Genomic DNA, 23,043 nt, shown 5'->3' with positions numbered 1-23,043 from the left:
CCCCCACCCTGGCCGCTCGCGCGGCGGCCTTCTTCGACACCTTCCAGGACGCCCGCGTGCGGACCTTCCGGGGCGTTCCCCGGGAGAAGCCCCCCGCCGGCTGGGCGGATTGGTACGCCCAGGCGCTGCGCGGCGTGGACGGCGATGAGACCCGGCTCCATGCCGCGACCCAGGGCTACCTCCAGTCCGACTGGGGCCGGGCCCGCCAGCCTCCCGGCACCGTGGTCGCGTTCTGCTCGCCCCGCGTGTGGACCCGCTACGTCCCGGCCCTGGAGGACGGCGCGGAGGTGGACTCCGAAGAATCCAGCGGACCCGCCACGGCGGAGGGCGCGTCCACGGACGCGGCTCGCGTCTGGAGTGCCTGCCTGGAGGGCGTGCGCGTGCAGGGCAAGCGGTACGCGCTGTCATGGCTCGCCAAGGCCCGCGCGGTGGGACTGGAGGACGGGCATCTGGTGCTCGCGGCGCCGGACGCCTACTTCCGCCAATGGGTCGAGGAACAGTACGGCGCGCTGATGGAGGCCGAGGTGCGGGGCCTGGGGTTGCAGGGAGTGCGCTGGGCCCGGGCCGCGCACGAGGTTGCCTGACGTGAGGCCCCGGATCCGCGGATCCAGCGGCACCGCGCACGCGGTCGCCTGGTCGCCTTCCAGGCGTCCGCCGTTCATCGATGCACGTTTCGCCGGGGCCCTCTTCCGGCGCACTGGCCATCGTGGACAGGAACCCCGAAGTTCCATGCCCCGGCCCTGACGACCTTCCCCCATGAAGGCGCGCCCGGGCGTGGAGGCACATGGGCGCGGTGGACGACGTCCTGCGAGGTGGCGGTGCCTGTGGCGCCCTGCTGAGGCAGGTGGACTGGGCGAAGACGCCTGTGGGCCCCGTGGAGTCATGGCCCCAGTCGCTGCGCACGGCCGTCGGCATCGTGCTCGCCTCCCACTACCCGCTCTACCTCGCGTGGGGTCCGGAGTTCGTCCAGTTCTACAACGACGCGTACCGGCCCATCTGCGGACGCACGAAGCACCCCGCCGCCCTGGGGCAGGCGGCGGCCGTCACCTGGCCGGAGGTCTGGCACATGCTGGGCCCCGGCTGGGAGCGCATGCGGCAGACCGGCGAGGCCATCTTCGTCAACGACCTGATGATGCCGCTCGACCGCAACGGCTTCGTCGAGGAGTGCTACTTCACCTACAGCCACTCGCCCGTCCGCGACGAGTCCGGCGAAGTGGCCGGCGTCTTCGCCGCGCTCACGGAGACCACCGCCCAGGTGATCGGCACGCGGCGGCTGGCCACCCTGCACGAGCTGGGCGCCGCCACCGCGGATCAGACGGCCACGGACGATGCCTGCCGCGAAGCCATGCGGGTCCTCGCCACGGCTCCGCTCGACGTGCCCTTCGCCCTGCTCTACCTGGTGGATGACGCCACCGGCTCCGCGCGACTCGCCGGGACCCACGGGATCTCCGCCGGGGCTCCGCTCGCGCCCGAAACCACGCCCCCGCCAGACATCGCCGCGAGCACCGGCTGGCCCCTGGGCGCCGCCGCGAGCACCGGCACCGCCTTCCTCTGGGAGAAGCTGCCCGGGCCGTCGGGCACCGGCGCCATCGGACCGTGGCCGGAGGGCACGTCCTCCGCGTGGGTGCAGCCCCTGCCGCGCGCGGGCCACGACCGGCCCGCGGGCTACCTGGTGACGGGCCTGAGTCCCCGGCTGGCGCTCGACGCGAAGTACCAGGGCTTCCTGGAGCTGCTGGCCCGGAGCGTGACGACGGCCATCTCCCAGGCCCGCGCGCGTGAAGAGGAGCGACGCCGCGCGGACGCCCTGGCCGCGTTGGACCGCGCGAAGACGGACTTCTTCAGCAATGTCAGCCACGAGTTCCGCACGCCGCTGGCGCTGATGCTGGGACCGGTCGAGGACGGCCTCCAGGATCCGCTGGAGCCGCTGGGGCCCCGGCAGCTCGAACGCCAGCGGACGGTGCACCGCAACGGCCTGCGGCTGCTCAAGCTCGTCAACACGCTGCTGGAGTTCTCCCGCATCGAGGCGGGCCGCCTGCACGCGACCGCGGTGCCCACCGACCTGGCCACGCTCACCCGAGGGCTCGCCAGCGGCTTCCGCTCCACCCTGGACCGCGCGGGCCTGTCGCTGGACGTGGACTGTCCTCCCCTGCCGCTCCCCGTGAAGGTGGATCCGGATCAGTGGGAGAAGATCGTCCTCAACCTCGTCTCCAACGCGTTCAAGTTCACGCACCAGGGTGGCATCCGCGTGAGCCTGCGCTGGGAGGGAACCCAGGTGGTGCTGCGCGTGGCGGACACCGGCATGGGCATCCCGCCGGAGGAACTGCCGCGCATCTTCGACCGCTTCCACCGCGTGCAGGGGGCACAGGGGCGCAGCTACGAGGGCAGCGGCATCGGGCTCGCGCTGGTGCGGGAGCTGGTGCGGCTGCATGGCGGCGACGTGAGCGTGGAGAGCGTTCCCGGCCAGGGCAGCACCTTCACCGTGACGCTGCCCACGGAGGAGTCCTCCGCGAGTCCCTCGTCCCAGGAGGCCACGTCCACACCGGCCTCCGTCCCGACGAGCATCACCGCCGCGGCGTTCCTGGAGGAGGCGTCCGGATGGCTGGAGGCAGAGCGCCCGCCAGCCCCGCTCGCGGCCCACGCGGTCCCCCTGCCCGTCATGAAGAACGTGGGCGGTCACGTCCTGTTCGTGGATGACAACGTGGACATGCGCACGTACGTGCACGCGATGCTCGAGGACCGCTTCGAGGTCACGCTCGCCGCGAACGGGCTGGAGGCGCTGGAGGCCTGCCGGGCCCGGATGCCGGACCTCATCCTCAGCGACGTGATGATGCCGGAGCTGGATGGCTTCGGGCTCCTGCGGCGGCTGCGAGAGACCCCGGCCACGGCGCACGTGCCCTTCATCCTGCTGTCGGCGCGCGCCGGGGAGGAGGCCACGGTGGAGGGCCTGCGCATGGGCGCCACCGACTACCTGGTGAAGCCGTTCTCCTCTCGCGAGCTGCTGGCGCGCGTGGAGGGCAACCTCGCGGCGGCGCGGGCGCGGCAGGAGCAGCGCCGGGCGGAGCGGGAGCGCGAGAAGCTGATCGCCGTGGTGGAGCAGTCCTCGGACCTCATCGGCATTGGAGGACCGGACGGGCGGGCGGTGTTCATCAACGAGGCGGGGCAGCGGATGTTGGGCCTGGAGGGCCCGGACGCGGTGCGGAGCACGCACCTGTTCGACTACTTCCTGGAGGAGGACCGCCCCTACGTGCGCGACGTCATCATGCCCAGGCTTCGCGAGCACGGGCGCTGGGACGGCGAGTTCCGCCTGCGGAACTTCCGCACCGGAGCGGCGGTGCCCGTGCACTACAACTTCTTCATGCTGCGCGATGCCGCGACGGGCGAGGACATCGGCATCGCCACGGTGAGCCGCGACATCACCGAACGCCACCAGCGCGAGGCGGAGGCGCGCGAGCAGCGGGAGTTCGAACAGCAGCTCATCGGCATCGTCAGCCACGACCTGCGCAATCCGCTCAACGCCATCCTGCTGTCGGCGCACGCCCTGCTCCAGCGCGACGACCTGGGCGAGCGGGCGACGAAGAACACCGGCCGCATCATCAGCAGCGCCGAGCGCGCGAACCGGCTCATCCGCGATCTGCTGGACGTGACCCAGGCGCGGCTGGGCGGAGGGCTGCCGGTGCAGCGCCGCCGCATGGACTTCCACGAGGCCACGCGTCAGTCGGTGGAAGAGGTCCAGGTGGCGTTCCCGGAGCGCCAGGTGGTGCTGGAGCAGCACGGTGACGGGCTGGGCACCTGGGACGAGGAGCGGCTGGGCCAGGTGGTGCAGAACCTGGTCACCAACGCGCTCCGCTACAGCGAGCCGGGCTCCACGGTGCGGGTGTCCACGCGCGAGGACGGGAACCACCTGGTGCTGGAGGTCCACAACGAGGGCCGCCCCATCCCGCCAGAGATGCTGCCCACCCTCTTCCAGGCCATGCGGCGCGGCCACCACGACGAGGGCCGGTCCTCGCGCAGCGTGGGGCTGGGGCTCTACATCGTGCAGCAGGTGGCGCGCGCGCACGGAGGCGACGTGAGCGCGACCTCCAGCCACGAGGCCGGCACGACCTTCACGGTCCGGCTGCCCAGGGAAGCGCCGCCGGCCTACGACATCGTGTCCTGAAGCCCTATTCGTCCGCCCGGAGCGCGAGGGTGGGCGTCACACGCAGCGCGCGGCGGGCGGGCAGCCAGCTGGCCACGAGCGCCACCACGCCCAGCGCGGAGAGGATGCCCGCCCGCCGCTTGAAGATGAGCAGCGCGATGGTGAGCGGGTTGAGCACCGTGAACAGCTCGTTCACGACGACGAACGGCATGGGCAGCGGATCCGCCGGATCATTCAAGAAGAGGCCGTACTTCGCCACGGTGAGGATGTGGACCAGCGCGCCCACGGAGAAGCACACGAACCACACGGCCAGGATGAGGCGGTTGGGCCATGGCGAGCCCCCGCGGGATGTCTCGGATGTTTCAACGGTCATGACTTGTCCTCCAGGGCCTCGCGCAACAGCGTGGCCACGTGCCGCACGTACGGCTCCTGCATGAGTTGATGGTGTCCCCCAGGGACATCCCTCACGTCCAGTCCCCCCCGGACGAGGGGCTCCCAGCCGCGGTGACGGGGCACGCCCGGCGTGGGCGTCGCTTCCGTGGCGGCGAGCAGCAGCGCGCGGCCGTCGTAGGGGCTGGGGACGTAGCGGTCCATGGCGCGCAGGTTGGCCTGGTAGACGCGGAACAGGGCGCGCAATTGCTCGCGGCCCGTCGCTTCCTCCAGGAGCCGGGCCTGGATGCCCACGGCGAGGAGGGCCTCCAGCATGGCGTCATCGTCCATGCGCTCCAGGGCCTCGTCCGGGATGGGCAGGGTCAGGGAGAAGGCCTGGGCCACGCTCCGGGCGAAGGAGACGCGCACGCCGCCGTCGGGGTCCTTCACCTGGGCCTCGCCGGGAGGCAGCTGCACGCCAGGGACAAAGGCATCCACGAGCGCCAGCAGCCCCACGGCCTGCCCCTGCGCACGCAGCTGGCGAGCCATCTCGTAGGCGATGGCGCCGCCAAGCGACCAGCCCGCGAGGAGGTACGGCCCTTCTGGCTGCTCCGTGCGGATGGCGGCCAGGTACAGCGCGGCCATCTCCTCCACGGACTCCACCACGGCATGACCGGCCTGGAGGCCGCGCGCCTGGAGGCCGAACACGGGCTGGTGCGGCCCGAGCAGCCGCGCCAGCTCCGGATACGCGAGCACGTTGCCGCCACCCGGGTGGACGAGGAACAGGGGCCGGCGGCCCGCGTCGCCCTTCTCCAGAGGAACGAGCGGCGACCACGTCTCTGTTTCATCGCGCAGCAGCTTCGCCAGCTCCTCCACGGTGGGGTGCTGGAAGAGCGCGGCCAGGGGCACTTCGCGGCCCAGGTGTTCGCGCAGCGCGGCCACCAGGCGGACCGCGAGCAGCGAGTGGCCTCCCAGCGCGAAGAAGCTGGTACGCACGCCGACGGGCTGCACGCCCAGGACGTCTTCCCACACCCTGGCGAGCTGGGATTCCAGCGCGTCACGGGGCGCGATGAAGTCCTCGGCGTGGGACGTGGAGACGTCCAGGTCAGGCAATGCCTTGCGGTCCACCTTGCCGTTGGCGCTGAGCGGCAGTGCGGCGAGGACGCCGATGGCCGAGGGCACCATGTACTCCGGCAGGCCCTTGCGCAGCTCCGTCTCCACCCCCTTCGGGTCGATGTTCTGGCCCGGCTTCGCGACGATGTACGCGACGAGCCGCTTGTCTCCACTCACGTCGCGAACCACGACCGTGGCTTCCGCGATGCCCTCTTGCTTGAGGAGTGCGGCCTCGACTTCGCCCAATTCGATGCGGAAGCCGCGCACCTTCACCTGGAAGTCGGTGCGGCCCAGGAACTCCAGCGTGCCGTCCTCCTTCCAGCGCGCCTTGTCTCCCGTGCGGTACAGCCGCGCTCCCGGCTGCGTGCTGAAGGCATCCGGCACGAAGCGCTCCGCTGTCAGGTCCGTCCGGTTGAGGTAGCCCCATGCGAGGCCTTCGCCTCCCACGTACAGCTCTCCCGGCACGCCCACGCCCGCCACGTCTCCGTGCGCGTCCAGCACGTAGGCCGTCGAGTTCCCAATCGGCTTGCCGATGGGCACCGAAGCGGTAAGCGACGTGTCACGCGTCAACGTGTGCGTGGCGGAGAAGGTGGTGTTCTCCGTGGGGCCGTAGCCGTTCACCAGCACCGCGCCATCAGGCAGGTGCTTCAGGTGCTCTCGCACTCGCTGGGCCGGCAGCACGTCGCCGCCCGCCAGCACCTGCGACACGCCCGCCAGTGCCTCCACCTGGTGCAGTGCCATCTGCTCGTACAGCGCCGCCGTCAGCCACAGGGCGCTGATGCGCTCCTGCTTCAGCAGTGTGCCCAACTCTTCCAGCGTCAGCGCGTGTGGCGGAGCCAGCACCAGCTTCGCCCCATGCAGCAATGCGCCCCAGATTTCCAACGTCGAGGCGTCAAAAGCCACCGGCGCCAGTTGCAGCCAGTTCTCCTCCGGCCCGAAGCGCAGGAAGCCGTTACCCACCACCAACCGCGTGATGCCCCGGTGCGGGATGCACACGCCCTTCGGACGGCCCGTGCTTCCCGACGTGAACATCACGTACGCCAGGTCCTCGCTGCTCACTTCCACCTGCGGTGCCGTCTGCGGCTGACGGGTGACTTCGCTCCAGGCCGTGTCCAGCGCCAGCGGCTGGCCCGCGCTCCTGGGCAGCTTCTCCACCAGTGCCTGCTGCGTCAGCGTTACCTCGACGCCCGCGTCCTCCAGCATCAGCGCGATGCGCTCCGCCGGATAGTTGCGGTCCACCGGCACGTACGCGCCCCCGGCCTTCAGGATGGCCAAGAGCCCCACCACCATCTCGAACGAGCGCTCCACGTACACGCCCACTCGCGTGCCTCGCTCCACGCCCAGCCCGCGCAGGTGGTGCGCCAGCTGGTTCGCCTTCGCGTCCAGCACCCCGTACGTCAGGGTCTCCTCCCCTGCCCCGAGCTTCAGGGCCACCGCGCCCGGTGTCTTCAGTGCCTGTGCCTCGAAGCGCGCGTGCACCGGCAGTTCGCGGGGGTACTGCGTGGCCGTCTGGTTCCGAGCCTTCACGACCTGCTGACGCTCGGCCGCGTCCAGCATGGGGAGGCGTGTCACCAGGGCTTCGGGCTGTTGCAGCACGCTTTCCAGCAGCACGCGCAGGTGGTCCACCATGCGGCGCATCGTCGCGGCCTCGAACAGGTCGGTGCTGTACTCCAGCGTTCCGCTCAAGCCCTCCGCGTTCTCCACGAAGAAGACGCTCAGGTCGAACTTCGATGTCCCGCCCGCGAGCTCCACGGGCTTGAGCGTCATGCCGGGCAGCCGGGCTTCACCCACAGGGATGTTCTGGAGCGCCAGCAGCGTCTGGAACAGCGGCGTGTGGCTGCGACTGCGTTCGGGCTGGAGCGCTTCCACCAGCTTCTCGAAGGGCACCTCCTGGTGCTCCTGCGCCTCCAGGACCGTCTCACGCACCTGCTGGAGCAGGTCCCGGAAGCTGGGGTCTCCGGACAGGTTCGTCCGCAGCACCAGCGTGTTGACGAAGAAGCCGATGAGGCCTTCCAGCTCCGAGCGCGTACGGCCCGCGATGGGCGAACCCACGCTGATGTCCTGCTGGCCGCTGTAGCGCGACAGCAGCACCTGCCAGCCCGCCAGCAGCACCATGTACAGCGAGGCGCCTTCGCGCTGCGCGAGGCCCTTCAGCCCCTGGGCCAGCGACCGCGGCCACAGGAAGCCCTGGGTCGCGCCGGCGTTGCCTCGCACCGCGGGACGCGGACGGTCCGTGGGCAGGTCCAGCACGGGCGGCGCGCCGGAGAGCTTCTGCTTCCAGTAGTCCACTTCCCGCTGGAGCGTCATGCCCTGCAACCAGCCGCGCTGCCACGCCGCGTAGTCCGCGTACTGCACCGGCAGCTCCGGCAGCGGCGAGGGCTGCCCCTGCACGAACGCCGCGTAGAGCGCGCTGACCTCACGGATCAGCACGCCGAGCGACCATCCGTCCGACACGATGTGGTGCATCGTGACCGCGAGCACGTGCTCGCGAGCATCGAGCTTCAGCAACAGCGCCCGGATCAGCGGACCGTGTGCCAGCTCGAAGGGCCGCAGCACCTCCTGTTCCACGCGCCGCTGGACCTCGGCGGTGTCCGACGTCAGGTCGTCCACCCTGAGCGTGAAGGCGCTGTCGGATGCGGTCCGTTGGACCGGCTCGGGGTTGCCTGCGACGAACGTCGTGCGCAGAGCCTCGTGACGACGAACGATTTCACGAAGGGCCCGTTCCAGGGCTCCAACGTCCAGGTCGCCTTCCAGGCGCACCGCCACAGGGACGTTATAGAGCGCTGCCCCTGGCTCCAGTTGGTCGATGAACCACAGTCGCTGCTGCGCGAACGACAGCGGCAGCGAGGCATCCCGCGACACGGGCACGAGGGCCGGTGCCTTCGCACGTCCGGCCTTCTCCAGCCGGCGAGCAAGGGCCTCCACCGTGGGCGCTTCGAACAACGCGCGCAGCGGCAGTTCCGCGCCCGTCTCCATGCGCACCCGCGACACCACCTGCGTCGCGAGCAGCGAGTGTCCACCCAGCGCGAAGAAGTCGTCCTTCACACCCACCTGGGGGACACGCAGCACTTCCGCCCAGATGGCCGCCAGCTTCGCTTCCACTTCCGTGCGCGGCGCTTCGTACGTCTTCCCGGCTGTCGGCGCCTCCGGCTCCGGCAGGGCCTTGCGGTCCACCTTGCCGTTGGAGTTGAGCGGCAGCGCCTCCAGCACCACCACCGCTCCGGGCACCATGTACTCCGGCAACCGCTGGCGGAGGCTGGCCTTCAGCGCCTCCGCTTCCAGCGTCGCGCCCGCCTTCGGTGCCACATACGCGACGAGCCGCTTCTCCGCCCCCTCCCCCTTCGCCACCACCACTGCTTCCTTCACCGGCTCCTGCTGGCGCAGCGCTGCTTCGACTTCGCCCAGCTCGATGCGGAAGCCTCGCACCTTCACCTGGAAGTCCACCCGGCCCAGGTACTCCAGCACTCCGTCCGCCCGGTACCGCACCCGGTCCCCCGTGCGGTACATCCGGCTGCCTTCAGGACCATGGACTTCCGGCAGGAACTTCTCCGCCGTCAGCTCCGGCCTCAGCAGGTAGCCACGCGCCTGCCCTTCTCCCGCCAGGAACAGCTCGCCCGCCACGCCCACCGGCACCGGCTGGAGGTACTTGTCCAGCACGTACGCCCGCGTGTTGGTGAGCGGCCGGCCGATGTTCGGCACCTCTTCGCGCCCCACCAGCGACCACGTCGAGTACGTCGTGTCTTCCGACGGGCCATACAGGTTGTACAGCTTGCGCACCGTGGGAATGCCGTACACGGCCTTCGCCAGCGTCTCCGGCAAGGCTTCGCCTGCGAGGTTCACCACGCGCACTGACGGCGGCACCGCATTCAGTCGCACCAACTGCGCCATCGCTGACGGCACCGTGTTGATGAGTGTCACCTCTGCGTCCGGCTTCTCCTCCGCCAGGTGCAGGGCATTGCGAACCACCACCACGCTGCCGCCCCTCACCAGCGGCGCGAAGAGTTCGAAGACGGAGAGGTCGAAGTTCAGGCTCGTCGCCGCGAGCACGGCCTTCGTCTCCTCCTCCGTGAACGTCTCTTGCGCCCAGGCGAGGAAGGCCACCGCGTTCCGGTGCGTCACCGCCACGCCCTTCGGACGGCCCGTGCTTCCCGACGTGTAGATGAGGTACGCCACGTTCTCCGGGCGCACTCCCGACGTCACCGGGCAGCAGGACTCGTCCGCCCAGTCGTCTTCTCTATCCAGGCAGACGGCCTGCGCCGTGAAGGCAGGCAGCGACTCCAGCAGGTGCGAGTGCGCCACCAGTGCCGGGCCCTGCGCGTCCTCCAGCAGCCAGCCCAGACGCTCCTTCGGGTAGCTCGGGTCCAGCGGCACGTACGCGCCGCCTGCCTTGAGGATGCCCAGCGTCCCCACCACCACGTCCGCCGTGCGCTCCACGCACAGGCCCACTCGTGACTCGGGCCCCACTCCCAGCTTGCGCAGCCGGTTCGCCAGCTGGTTCGCCTTCGCCTCCACCTCCCGGTACGTCAGCCGCTCCTTGCCGCTTACCACCGCGACTGCGTCCGGCGTGCGCTTCGCCTGTGCTTCGAAGAGCTGCGGAATGGTCGCGTCGCGCGCGTACTCCGCCTGCAATTGGTTCCACGTCACCAGCACCTGCTGGCGCTCCACAGTCGTCAGCATGGGCAGCCGGCCCACCGCTGTCTCCGGCTTCGCCACCACGCCTTCCAGCAACATGCGCAGGTGCTCCACCATCCGGCGCACGGTCGTCGCTTCGAACAGGTCGGTGCTGTACTCCACCGCTCCGCTCAAGCCTTGCGGCGTCTCCGTGAAGAAGATGCTCACGTCGAACTTCGACGTCCGGCCCTCGAAGCCCATCGGCTTGAGCACCAGGCCAGGGAGGTTGGACTCCTCCATCGGCACGTTCTGGAGCGACATCAACGTCTGGAACAGCGGCGTGTGACTGAGGCTGCGCTCGGGCTGCAACGCCTCCACCAGCTTCTCGAACGGCACGTCCTGGTGCTCGTACGCCCCCAGCACCGTCTCCTTTACCCGCGCGAGCAGCGTCCGGAACGACTGGTCCCCCTCCACCTGAGCGCGCAGTACCAGCGTGTTGACGAAGAAGCCGATGAGCCCTTCCACCTCCGCGCGCGTACGGCCCGCGATGGGCGAACCCACGCTGATGTCCTGCTGACCGCTGTAGCGCGACAGCAGCACCTGCCAGCCCGCCAGCAGCACCATGTACAGCGACGCGCCCTCTTTCTGGGCCAGAGCACTCAGCGACTGGGACAGCTCCAGCGGCAGCGTGAAGGCCAGCGTCGTGCCGGCGTTCGTGCGCACCGCCGGACGCGGACGGTCCGTGGGCAGCTCCAGCACCGGCGGAGCTCCCGTGAGCGACTGCTTCCAGTAGTCCACTTCGCGCCGCAGGGTCTCATCCCGCAGCCAGTCACGCTGCCACGCCGCGTAGTCCGCGTACTGCACCGGCAGCGGCGGCAGCGTCCACGCCTGACCCCGTGCCAGCGCGCTGTACAGCGTCCCCAGCTCGCGCAGCAGGACTCCCACGGACCAGCCGTCGGACACGGCGTGGTGCATCGTGACCAAGAGCACGTGGTCGCGCGCATCCAGGCGCAGCAGCAGCGCCCGCAGGAGCGGTCCCTTCATCAGGTCGAAGGGCTTCGCCATCTCCTCCAGCACCCGGTGCCGGGCCGCGGCCTCCCGCTCGGCCCCGGAGTCCGTCAGGTCCACGGTGTTCAGCGGCACGTCCACGGACGCATGGATGCGCTGAACGGGCTGCCCTGCTTCCTCCTCGAACGTCGTGCGCAGGGCTTCGTGCCGTTGCACGACCTCGCGCAGGGACTGCTCCAGAGCCCCCGCATCCAGGTCGCCCTCCAACCGCACCACGATGGGCACGTTGTAGAGCGAACTGCCCGGATCCAACTGGTCGATGAACCACAACCGCTGCTGCGCGAAGGACAGGGGCAGCGACGCCGGACGCCCCCCAGCGCTCAGCATGGGTACGCCGGAGCGTCCCAGCTGGGAGAGCCGTTGCGACAGCGCCTCCACCGTCGGCGCCTCGAACAGCAGACGCAACGGCATCTCCACGCCCAGCGACATGCGGATGCGCGACACCACCTGCGTCGCCAGCAGTGAGTGACCGCCCAGTGAGAAGAAGTTGTCCTTCACGCCCACGCGCTCCAGGCGCAGCACGTCCGCCCAGATGGCCGCGAGCCTCGCCTCCGTCACGGTGCGCGGAGCCACGTAGGCGCCCACGTGGGCGGCCTCCGGCTCCGGCAGCGCGCGGCGGTCCACCTTGCCGTTCGCGTTGAGCGGCAGGGCGTCCAGCACCATCAGCGCCGAGGGGACCATGTACTCCGGAATCCCCTGACGCAGGCCCGCGCGCAGCGTGTCCACGTCCAGCGCATGGCCTTCCTTCGCCACGACGTAGCCCACGAGCCGCTTGTCGACACCGCCGCCCCGCACCAGCACCACGGCCTCGTTCACGCCCGGCTGCCGGGCCAGCGCGGTTTCGACCTCGCCCAGCTCGATGCGGAAGCCGCGCACCTTCACCTGGGTGTCGATGCGGCCGACGAAGTCCAACTGGCCGTCCGCACGCCAGCGCACGACGTCGCCCGTACGGTAGAGACGGGCGCCCGCTTCACCCGAGAAGGCGTCCGGGACGAAGCGCTCGGCGGTGAGTCCCGGACGGCCCGCATACCCACGCGCCACGCCCACGCCACCAATGTGCAACTCACCGCGCACACCCACGGGCACCGGCTGCCCCTGCGGGTCGAGCACGTAGACGCGCACGTTCGCCAGCGGCTTGCCGATGGACGGCACGTTCCCATCCGCCACCACCTCGCCCAGGGTGGCGATGACGGTGGCTTCCGTCGGGCCGTACGTATTGAGCAGGCGCCGCCCCGGAGCCCACCGCGCGACGACGTCCGCGGACAGGGCGTCACCGCCGGAGATGACGGTATGCACCCCGGGCAGATCCTCGGAGGACGTAGCCGCCAGCGCCGCGGGGGTGAGGCTGACGACGCTCAACTCCTGCTCACGCAGCAGCACGGGCAGCGGCGCGCCCGGCATCAACTTCTCCAGCGGCGCGAGCACCAACGTGGCGCCGTTGCAGAGCGTGGTGAAGATCTCCTCCACCGACAGGTCGAAGCTGAGACTGGCGAACTGAAGCACGCGGCTGCCAGGACCGATGCCGTACGCCACCGCTTCGTGGGTGACCAGGTTGGCCACAGCGCGGTGCTCCACCACCGTCCCCTTGGGTGTGCCCGTGCTGCCCGAGGTGTAGAGCAGGTACGCCATGTTCGCGGGCGTCACGCCTGTCACGGGCGCATCCGCCGGCTCGTTCGCCAGCGACTCCCCCTCCGTGTCCAGGCAGAGCGCGCGGGCATGCAGTGCGTCCGGGAAGCGGTCCACCAGTGGCTGCTGGGTGACGAGCACCTGCGCCGCACTGTCCTCCAGCATGAAGGTCAGGCGCTCACGGGGCAGGAGCGGATCCACGGGCACCCAGGCGCCACCGGCCTTCAGGATGCCGAGGAGGCCAATGACGATGTCCAGGGAGCGCTCGACACTGAGGGCGACGCGGACTTCCGGGCCCACGCCACGACGACGCAAGGCATGGGCGAGCTGATTGGCGCGTGCATCCAGTTGCGCATACGTCAGCTGCGTCCCCTCGAAGACAGCAGCCACTGCCTCTGGCGCACGACGGACCTGCGCCTCGAAGAGCGAGTGCATGCACGCCTCGGGGAACGGCGCCCGCGTGACGTTCCACTCCACCAGCATTTCGCGGCGCTCGGCGGCGGTCAGCAGGGGCAGGCGGGACACGTGCGTGTCCGGTCGCTCCACCGCGCCTTCGAGGAGCGTGATCCAATGCGTGACCATCCGCTGGACGGTGCCCGCGTTGAACAGCTCCGTGCTGTACTCCAGCACGCCCATGAGCTCGCGAGGCCCTTCCATGAGCGTCACGCTCAGGTCGAACTTCGCGACGGGGCTCTCCGCCTCCACCGGCTTGAGGGCCAGGTCCGGCAGCCGCAGCTCGCCCATGGGGACGTTCTGCAGGGCCAGCATCGTCTGGAAGAGCGGCGTGTGGCTGAGACTGCGCTCCGGCTGGAGGACCTCCACCAGCTTCTCGAACGGCACCTCCTGGTGCTCGTACGCATCCAGGACCGTCTCACGCACCTGGGCGAGCAGCTCGCCGAAGGACAGGCGGTCCTCCACGTTCGCGCGCAGCACCAGCGTGTTGACGAAGAAGCCGATGAGCCCTTCCAGCTCCGAGTGCGTGCGGCCCGCGATGGGAGAGCCCACGCTGATGTCCGTCTGCCCGGAGTAGCGCGCCATCAGCACCTGCCATCCGGCCAGCATCACCATGTACAGCGACGCGCCCTCTCGCTGGGCCAGGGCCTTGAGGCCTTCGGTCAGCGGCGGGGACAGGGTGAAGGCGTGCGTTGCTCCCGCGATGCCCCTTTGCAGAGGACGAGGACGGTCCGTGGGCAGCTCCAGCACCGGCGGCGCGCCGGAGAGCTTCTGCTTCCAGTAACCGACCTGCCGCGCCAGCGCGTCCCCCTGGAGCCAACCGCGCTGCCACGCGGCGTAGCGCGCGTACTGCATGGGCAGCTCCGGCAGGGACGACGGACGGCCCGTGGAGAAGGCCGCGTACAGCGCGCCCATTTCACGCACGAGCACGCCCAGCGACCAGCCGTCCGACACAATGTGGTGCATCGTGACGACGAGGATGTGTTCGCGTTCCGAGAGCGCGAACAGGCGTGCGCGGATCAATGGCCCGCGTCCCAGGTCGAAGGGACGCATCATCTCCTGTTCAGCCTGCCGGCGGGCTTCTGCCGCACGGTGGGCGGCGTCGAAGGTCCGCAGGTCCACCCGCTCCAGCTCCAGCGACGGGGAGGGATGGATGACCTGGATGGCCTGGCCGTCCTGCTCCGCGAACGTCGTGCGCAGAGACTCATGCCGGCGCACGACCTCTTGCAGGGAGCGCTCCAGGGCGCCCACGTCCAGCGTGCCCTCCAGCCGCACGGCCACGGGGACGTTGTAGAGCGCCGTGCCCGGCTCCAGCTGGTCGATGAACCACAACCGCTGCTGCGCGAAGGACAGCGGCGGTGCGACACCCGTGGGCGCGTGCCCCAGGAGTGAAGTCTCGGCGCGCCCGGCCTTCTCCACTCGCTGGGACAGGGCCTCCAGGGTGGGGGCTTCGAACAGGGCGCGCAACGGCAGCTCCGCGCCCAGCTCCGTGCGGATCCGCGACGCCACCTGCGTTGCCAGCAGCGAGTGGCCGCCCAGCGCGAAGAAGTTGTCCTGCCGGCCCACCTGGGGAACGCGCAGCACTTCCGCCCAGATGGCCGCCAGCTTCATTTCTGCCTCCGTGCGCGGCGCTTCGTACTCACGCTCCGAGCGGACTGCGTCAAGCTGCGGCAGGGCCTTGCGATCCACCTTGCCGTTGGCGCTGAGCGGGAGGGCGTCGAGCACGCCGATGGCCGAGGGCACCATGTACTCCGGCAAGCCCTTGCGCAGCTCCGCCTCCACTGCCTTCGGGTCGATGCTCTGCCCCGGCTTCGCGACGAGGTACGCGACGAGCCGCTTGTCCCCACCCACGTCGCGCACCACCACCGTGGCTTCCGCGACGCTCTCCTGCTTGAGGAGTGCGGCCTCGACTTCTCCCAGCTCGATGCGGAAGCCGCGCACCTTCACCTGGAAGTCGGTGCGGCCCAGGAACTCCAGCGTGCCGTCCTCCTTCCAGCGCGCCTTGTCGCCCGTGCGGTACAGCCGCGCTCCCGGCTGCGTGCTGAAGGCATCCGGCACGAAGCGCTCCGCCGTGAGGTCCGCTCGGCCGAGGTAGCCCCATGCGAGGCCTTCGCCTCCCACGTACAGCTCTCCCGGCACGCCCACGCCCGCCACGTCCCCGTGCGCGTTCGACACGTACGCCGTCGAGTTCCCGATCGGCTTGCCGATGGGTACGGACTTCCCGACCGTGCTCGTGTTCGTCAACGTGTGCGTGGCGGAGAAGGTGGTGTTCTCCGTCGGGCCGTAGCCGTTCACCAGCACCGCGCCTTCGGGCAGGTGCTTCAGGTGCTCTCGCACGCGCTGGGCCGGCAGCACGTCGCCACCCGCCAGGACTTGCGACACTCCCGCCAGTGCCTCCACCTGATGCAACGCCATCTGCTCGTACAGCGCCGCTGTCAGCCACAGCGCGCTGATGCGCTCCTGCTTCAGCAGTGCTCCCAACTCTTCCAGCGTCAGCGCGTGTGGAGGCGCCAGCACCAGCTTCGCTCCGTGCAGCAATGCGCCCCACAGCTCCAACGTCGACGCGTCGAAGGCCACCGGCGCCAGTTGCAGCCAGACCTCTTCTGGCCCGAAGCGCAGGAAGCCGTTGCCCACCACCAGCCGCGTGATGCCCCGGTGCGGGATGCACACGCCCTTCGGCCGGCCCGTGCTTCCCGACGTGAACATCACGTACGCCAGGTCTTCGCTGCTGACTTCCACCTGAGGCGCCGTCCGCGGCTGACGGGTGACTTCGCTCCACGCCGCGTCCAGCGCCAGCGGCCGGCCCGCGCTCCTGGGCAGCTTCTCCACCAGCGCCTGCTGCGTCAGCGTCACCTCGACGCCCGCATCCTCCAGCATCAGCGCGATGCGCTCCGCCGGGTAGTTGCGGTCCACCGGCACGTACGCGCCCCCGGCCTTCAGGATGGCCAAGAGCCCCACCACCATCTCGAACGAGCGCTCCACGTACACGCCCACTCGCGTGCCTCGCTTTACCCCAAGGCTTCGCAGGTGGTGCGCCAGCTGGTTCGCCTTCGCGTCCAGCGCCCCGTACGTCAGCGTCTCTCCGCGTGTCGCGGACTTCAGGGCCACCGCCTCCGGCGTCTTCCTGGCCTGTGCCTCGAAGCGCGCGTGCACCGCGTCGGCTCCCGGGTGCTCGCCTCGTGCACGCGCCCACTGCTCCAGGAGCTGGCTTCGCTCGCCCGCGTCGAGCAAGGGCAGTTGGTCGACGCGTGTCTCGGGGTGGGCGAGCACGCCTTCCAAGAGCACTCGCAGGTGTTCCACCATCCGGCGCATGGTGGCGGCCTCGAACAGGTCCGTGCCGTACTCGATCAAGACGCCCAGGCCCCTGGGCCGCTCCTCGAAGAAGATGCTCAGGTCGAACTTCGCCGTCCTGCCTTCCAGGTCCACCGGCTTGAGGGCCAGCCCGGGCAGCCGAGCCTCCCCTCCTGGCAGGTTCTGGAGCGCCAGGAGCACCTGGAACAGCGGCGTGTGGCTCCGGTCACGTTCAGGCTGGAGTGCCTCCACCAGCTTCTCGAACGGCACATGCTGGTGCTCCTGTGCCTCCAGGACCGTCTCGCGCACCTGCTTCAACAGGTCACGGAAGGACGCGCCGCCCTCCACGTGCGTCCGCAGCACCAGCGTGTTGACGAAGAAGCCGATGAGGCCTTCCACCTCCGCGCGCGTGCGGCCCGCGATGGGCGAGCCGATGCTGATGTCCTCCTGCCCCGAGTATCTCGACAACATGGCCTGCCAGCCCGCCAGCAGCAGCATGTACAGCGAGGCGCCCTCACGCTTCGCCAGGTCACGAAGTCCCTGGGCGAACGCCGTTGGCCAGAGGAAGGCCTGGGATGCACCCGCATTGCCACGCACCGCGGGGCGGGGATGATCCGTGGGCAATTCCAGCACAGGCGCCGCGCCGGAGAGCTTCCTCTTCCAGTAGTCCACCTCCCGCTGGAGCGCTTCGCCCTGCAACTCCTGCCGCTGCCAGAACGCGTAGTCCGCGTACTGCACCGGCAGCTCCGGCAAGGGCGACGGACCTCCTTCCGCGAACGCCGTGTAGAGCGCGCTCACCTCGCGCACGAGCACGCTCAACGACCAGCCGTCCGACACGATGTGATGCATCGTGACGACGAGCACGTGATGCTGCTCTTCCAGCTTCACCAGCAACGCCCGGAACAATGGGCCGCGCAGCAGGTCGAAGGGCTTCCGTATCTCCTGCGAGATCCACTCCCGTGCCCGAGTCTCCCGCGCCTGCGTGTCCGCGCCGGAGACCGCCACCTGTTCCAGGTGCAGGCTGACGTTCGGGTGGATGACCTGGATGGGTTGGCCGTTCTCCTCCGCGAAGGTCGTCCGCAGTGCCTCATGGCGCCGCATCACTTCGCGCAATGCCCGCTCCAGGACGTCCTGGCGCAGCGTGCCTTCCAGCCGCACGGCCACGGGGACGTTGTAGAGCGCCGTGCCCGGCTCCAGCTGGTCGATGAACCACAACCGCTGCTGCGCGAAGGACAGCGGCGGTGCGACATCCGTGGGCGCGTACCCCAGGAGTGAGGTCTCGGCGCGCCCGGCCTTCTCCACCCGCTGGGACAGGGCCTCCAGGGTGGGGGCTTCGAACAAGGCGCGCAACGGCAGCTCCGCACCCAGCTCCGTGCGGATCCGCGACGCCACTTGTGTCGCCAGCAGCGAGTGGCCGCCCAGTGCGAAGAAGTTGTCCTGCCGGCCCACCTGGGGAACGCGCAGCACTTCCGCCCAGATGGCCGCCAGCTTTGCTTCCGCCTCTGTGCGCGGCGCTTCGTACTCACGCTCCGAACGGACTGCGTCAAGCTGCGGCAGGGCCTTGCGATCCACCTTGCCGTTGGCGCTGAGCGGGAGGGCGTCGAGCACGCCGATGGCCGAGGGCACCATGTACTCCGGCAGGCCCTTGCGCAGCTCCGCTTCCACTGCCTTCGGGTCGATGCTCTGCCCCGGCTTCGCGACGAGGTACGCGACGAGCCGCTTGTCCCCTCCCACGTCGCGCACCACGACCGTGGCTTCCGCGACGCTCTCCTGCTTCAGGAGCGCCGCTTCCACTTCTCCCGGCTCGATGCGGAAGCCGCGCACCTTCACCTGGAAGTCGGTGCGGCCCAGGAACTCCAGCGTGCCGTCTTCCTTCCAGCGCGCCTTGTCGCCCGTGCGGTACAGCCGCGCTCCAGGCTGCGTGCTGAAGGCATCCGGCACGAAGCGCTCCGCCGTGAGGTCCGCTCGGCCGAGGTAGCCCCATGCGAGGCCTTCGCCTCCCACGTACAGCTCTCCCGGCACGCCCACGCCCGCCACGTCCCCGTGCGCGTCCAGCACGTACGCCGTCGAGTTCCCGATCGGCTTGCCGATGGGCACCGAAGCGGTAAGCGACGTGTCACGCGTGAGCGTGTACGTGGCCGAGAAGGTGGTGTTCTCCGTCGGGCCGTACCCGTTCACCAGCACCGCGCCTTCGGACAGGTGCTTCAGGTGCTCGCGCACTCGCTGCGCCGGCAGCACGTCTCCGCCCGCCAGCACCTGCGACACGCCCGCCAGTGCCTCCACCTGGTGCAGTGCCATCTGCTCGTACAGCGCCGCCGTCAGCCACAGCGCGCTGATGCGCTCCTGCTTCAGCAGCGTGCCCAGTTCCTCCAACGTCAGCGCGTGCGGCGGAGCCAGCACCAGCTTCGCCCCGTGCAGCAATGCGCCCCAGAGTTCCAACGTCGACGCGTCAAAAGCCACCGGCGCCAGTTGCAGCCAGTTCTCCTCCGGCCCGAAGCGCAGGAAGCCGTTGCCCACCACCAGCCGCGTGATGCCCCGGTGCGGGACGCACACGCCCTTCGGACGGCCCGTGCTTCCCGACGTGAACATCACGTACGCCAGGTCTTCGCTGCTGACTTCCACCTGCGGTGCCGTCTGCGGCTGACGGCCCACTTCGCTCCAGGCCGTGTCCAGCGCCAGCGGCCGACCCGCGCTCTTGGGCAGCTTCTCCACCAGCGCCTGCTGCGTCAGCGTCACCTCGACGCCCGCGTCCTCCAGCATCAGCGCGATTCGCTCCGCCGGGTAGTTGCGGTCCACCGGCACGTACGCGCCCCCGGCCTTCAGGATGGCCAAGAGCCCCACCACCATTTCGAACGAGCGTTCCACGTACACGCCTACTCGCGTGCCTCGCTTCACTCCCAGCCCGCGCAAGTGGTGCGCCAGTTGGTTCGCCTTCGCGTCCAGCGCCCCGTACGTCAGCGTGTCTCCGCGTGTCGCGGACTTCAGGGCCACCGCCTCCGGCGTCTTCCGTGCCTGTGCCTCGAAGCGCGCGTTCACCGCGTCGGTTCCCGGGTGCTCGCCTCGTGCACGAGCCCACTGCTCCAGGAGCTGGCTTCTCTCGCCCGCGTCGAGCAAGGGCAGCTGGTCGACGCGTGTCTCGGGCTGGGCCAGCACGCCTTCCAAGAGCACTCGCAGGTGTTCCACCATCCGGCGCACGGTCGTGGCTTCAAACAGGTCGGTGCTGTACTCCACCGCTCCGCGCAAGCCTTGCGGCGTCTCCGTGAAGAAGATGCTCACGTCGAACTTCGACGTGCGGCCCTCGAAGTCCACCGGCTTCAGGGTCAGGCCCGACAGGGCCACTTCACCCATGGGGACGTTCTGCACGGCCAGCAGGGTCTGGAAGAGCGGCGTGTGGCTGAGGCTGCGCTCCGGCTGCAACGCCTCCACCAGCTTTTCGAACGGCACCTCCTGGTGCTCGTACGCGTCGAGGACCGTCCCGCGCACCTGATTGAGCAGGGCCTGGAAGGACTGTTCGCCCTCCACCCGGGCACGCAGCACCAGCGTGTTGACGAAGAAGCCAATGAGGCCTTCCACCTCCGAACGCGTGCGGCCCGCGATGGGTGAACCCACGCTGATGTCCGTCTGGCCCGAGTAGCGGGCCATCAACACCTGCCACCCCGCCAGTAACACCATGTAGAGCGATGCGCCCTCGCGCTGCCCCAGGGCTCGCAGGGCCTGCTCGAGTTCCCGTGGCCAGAGGAATCCATGCACGGCGCCCGTGTTGCCTCGCACCGCGGGGCGTGGGCGGTCCGTGGGCAACTCCAGCACCGGCGGCGCTCCCGCGAGCGTCCTCTTCCAGTGCTCCACTTCGCGCCGCAGCACGTCGCCCTGTAGCGTCTGCTGCTGCCACAGCGCGTAGTCCGCGTACTGCACCGGCAGCTCCGGCAATGGCGACGGACGTCCTTCCGCGAACGCCGTGTAGAGCGCGCTCACCTCGCGCACCAACACGCCCAACGACCAGCCGTCCGACACGATGTGGTGCATCGTCAGTGACAGCACGTGCTCCTGCGCTCCCAGCTTCACCAGCAGGGCCCGGGCCAGGGGGCCCTGGCGCAGGTCAAACGGCTTCAACATCTCCTGCTCGACCCGGCGACGTGCCTCCGCCTCCCTCTGGGACGGGTCGAAGTCCTGGAGCTCCACCCTCTCCAACGGCAGGTCCGGCTCCGAGTGGATGACCTGGAACGTCTGGCCTGCGTCCTCGACGAACGCCGTCCGCAAGGCCTCATGGCGGCGCGAGATTTCCCGCAGGACCTGTTCCAGCACCTCTGGACGCAGGTTGCCTTCCAGCCGCACCACCACGGGCACGTTGTAGAGCGCCGTGCCCGGCTCCAGTTGGTCAATGAACCACAACCGCTGCTGCGCGAACGACAGCGGACGCGGTCCGGCGTCCGGCACCCGCACCAGGGCCTTCGCCTCCGAACGGGTGGCTTCCTCCACCCGCTGGGCGAACGACGCCAACGTCGAAGCCGCGAACAGCGCGCTCAGCGACAGCTCAACGCCCAGCTCCGAGCGAAGGCGTGACACCACCTGCGTCGCCAGCAGCGAGTGGCCACCCAGCGCGAAGAAGTTGTCCTGCCGGCCCACCTGGGGAACGCGCAGCAGATCGGACCAGATGGCCGCCAGACGGCTCTCTGTCGTCGTGCGCGGCGCTTCGTACTCGCGCTCCGAACGACTTGCCTCAAGCTCCGGCAGGGCCTTGCGATCCACCTTGCCGTTGGCGCTGAGTGGCAGCGAAGCCAGCACGCCGATGGCCGAGGGCACCATGTACTCCGGCAGGCCCTTGCGCAGCTCCGCCTCCACCGCCTTCGGGTCGATGCCCTGCCCCGGCTTCGCGACGAGGTACGCCATGAGCCGCTTGTCGCCGCCCACGTCGCGCACCACGACCGCGGCTTCCGCGATGCTCTCCTGTTTCAGGAGCGCCGCTTCCACTTCTCCCAGCTCGATGCGGAAGCCACGTACCTTCACCTGGAAGTCGATGCGGCCCAGAAACTCCAGCGTGCCGTCCTCCTTCCAACGCGCCTTGTCGCCCGTGCGGTACAGCCGCGCTCCAGGCTGCGTGCTGAAGGCATCCGGCACGAAGCGCTCCGCTGTCAGGTCCGTCCGGTTGAGGTAGCCCCATGCGAGGCCTTCGCCTCCCACGTACAGCTCTCCCGGCACGCCCACGCCCGCCACGTCCCCGTGCGCGTTCAACACGTACGCCGTCGAGTTCCCGATCGGCTTGCCAATGGGTACCGAGGCCGTGAGTGACGTGTCACGCGTGAGCGTGTACGTGGCCGAGAAGGTGGTGTTCTCCGTCGGGCCGTACCCGTTCACCAGCACCGCGCCTTCGGGCAGGTGCTTCAGGTGCTCGCGCACGCGCTGGGCCGGCAGCACGTCGCCGCCCGCCAGCACCTGCGACACCCCCGCCAGTGCCTCCACCTGGTGCAGTGCCATCTGCTCGTACAGCGCCGCCGTCAGCCACAGCGCGCTGATGCGCTCCTGCTCCAGCAGTGTGCCCAACTCTTCCAGCGTCAGCGCGTGCGGCGGAGCCAGCACCAGCTTCGCCCCATGCAGCAATGCGCCCCAGAGTTCCAACGTCGAGGCGTCAAAAGCCACCGGCGCCAGTTGCAGCCACACCTCCTCCGGCCCGAAGCGCAGGAAGCCGTTACCCACCACCAACCGAGTGATGCCCCGGTGCGGGATGCACACGCCCTTCGGACGGCCCGTGCTCCCCGACGTGAACATCACGTACGCCAGGTCCTCGCTGCTCACTTCCACCTGCGGTGCCGTTTGCGGCTGACGGGTGACTTCGCTCCAGGCCGTGTCCAGCGCCAGCGGCCGGCCCGCGCTCTTGGGCAGCTTCTCCACCAGTGCCTGCTGCGTCAGCGTTACCTCGACGCCCGCGTCCTCCAGCATCAGCGCGATTCGCTCCGCCGGGTAGTTGCGGTCCACCGGCACGTACGCGCCTCCGGCCTTCAGGATGGCCAAGAGCCCCACCACCATCTCGAACGAGCGCTCCACGTACACACCCACTCGCGTGCCTCGCTTCACTCCCAGGCCCCGCAGGTGGTGCGCCAGCTGGTTCGCCTTCGCGTCCAGCGCCCCGTACGTCAGCGTCTCTCCGCGTGTCGCGGACTTCAGGGCCACCGCGCCCGGTGTCTTCAGTGCCTGTGCCTCGAAGAGGGCATGCACGGAAGCGGGGCGCATGGGCGGTGCTCCGGTCTGGTTCCACTCGACCAGCAGCCGACGGCGCTCCGCCTCATCCGTCAGCGGCAGACGCGTCACCGAGTCCCCAGGCCTGGCGACCGCGCCTTCGAGCATCACTCGCAGGTGCTCGCTGATGCGTCGCATGGAGGGTT

Annotated in this window: 4 protein-coding genes (1 of these 4 only partly in view); 2 read left to right on the top strand and 2 right to left on the bottom strand. The window is 69.8% G+C overall.

Features of this window, described 5'->3' with window-relative positions; all coding sequences use genetic code 11:
* Positions 1-584 (top strand): DnaA N-terminal domain-containing protein (locus D7W81_RS01755; RefSeq protein ID WP_368773741.1); only part of this gene is annotated, 584 nt, incomplete at its 5' end.
* 200 nt (positions 585-784) lie between these two features.
* The gene (locus tag D7W81_RS01750) at positions 785-4,156 is read left to right on the top strand and encodes an ATP-binding response regulator (RefSeq protein WP_120553551.1); all 3,372 of its coding nucleotides are present in this window, start codon (positions 785-787) and stop codon (positions 4,154-4,156) included.
* 4 nt (positions 4,157-4,160) lie between these two features.
* Here D7W81_RS01750 and D7W81_RS01745 read toward each other — a convergent pair whose 3' ends face one another.
* The gene (locus tag D7W81_RS01745; protein ID WP_120553550.1) at positions 4,161-4,508 is read right to left on the bottom strand and encodes a hypothetical protein; all 348 of its coding nucleotides are present in this window, start codon (positions 4,506-4,508) and stop codon (positions 4,161-4,163) included.
* Positions 4,505-23,043, bottom strand: partial view of a non-ribosomal peptide synthetase gene (locus tag D7W81_RS01740; protein ID WP_120553549.1) — the 3' portion only. It continues 13,945 nt past the right edge of the window; 18,539 of the gene's 32,484 nt are visible here — the last part of the coding sequence; the start codon falls outside the window, past its right edge; it ends in the stop codon at positions 4,505-4,507. Before D7W81_RS01740 ends, D7W81_RS01745 begins: the two co-directional genes overlap by 4 nt.

Source organism: Corallococcus aberystwythensis, assembly GCF_003612165.1.
Taxonomy (GTDB): Bacteria; Myxococcota; Myxococcia; order Myxococcales; family Myxococcaceae; genus Corallococcus; species Corallococcus aberystwythensis.
This window is presented reverse-complemented; position numbering and strand designations above follow the sequence as displayed.

Excerpts from the sequence above, each read along its gene's own strand:
- D7W81_RS01750 (WP_120553551.1), top strand. The coding sequence starts at position 785 with ATGGGCGCGGTGGACGACGTCCTGCGAGGTGGCGGTGCCTGTGGCGCC.
- D7W81_RS01745 (WP_120553550.1), bottom strand. The coding sequence starts at position 4,508 with ATGACCGTTGAAACATCCGAGACATCCCGCGGGGGCTCGCCATGGCCC.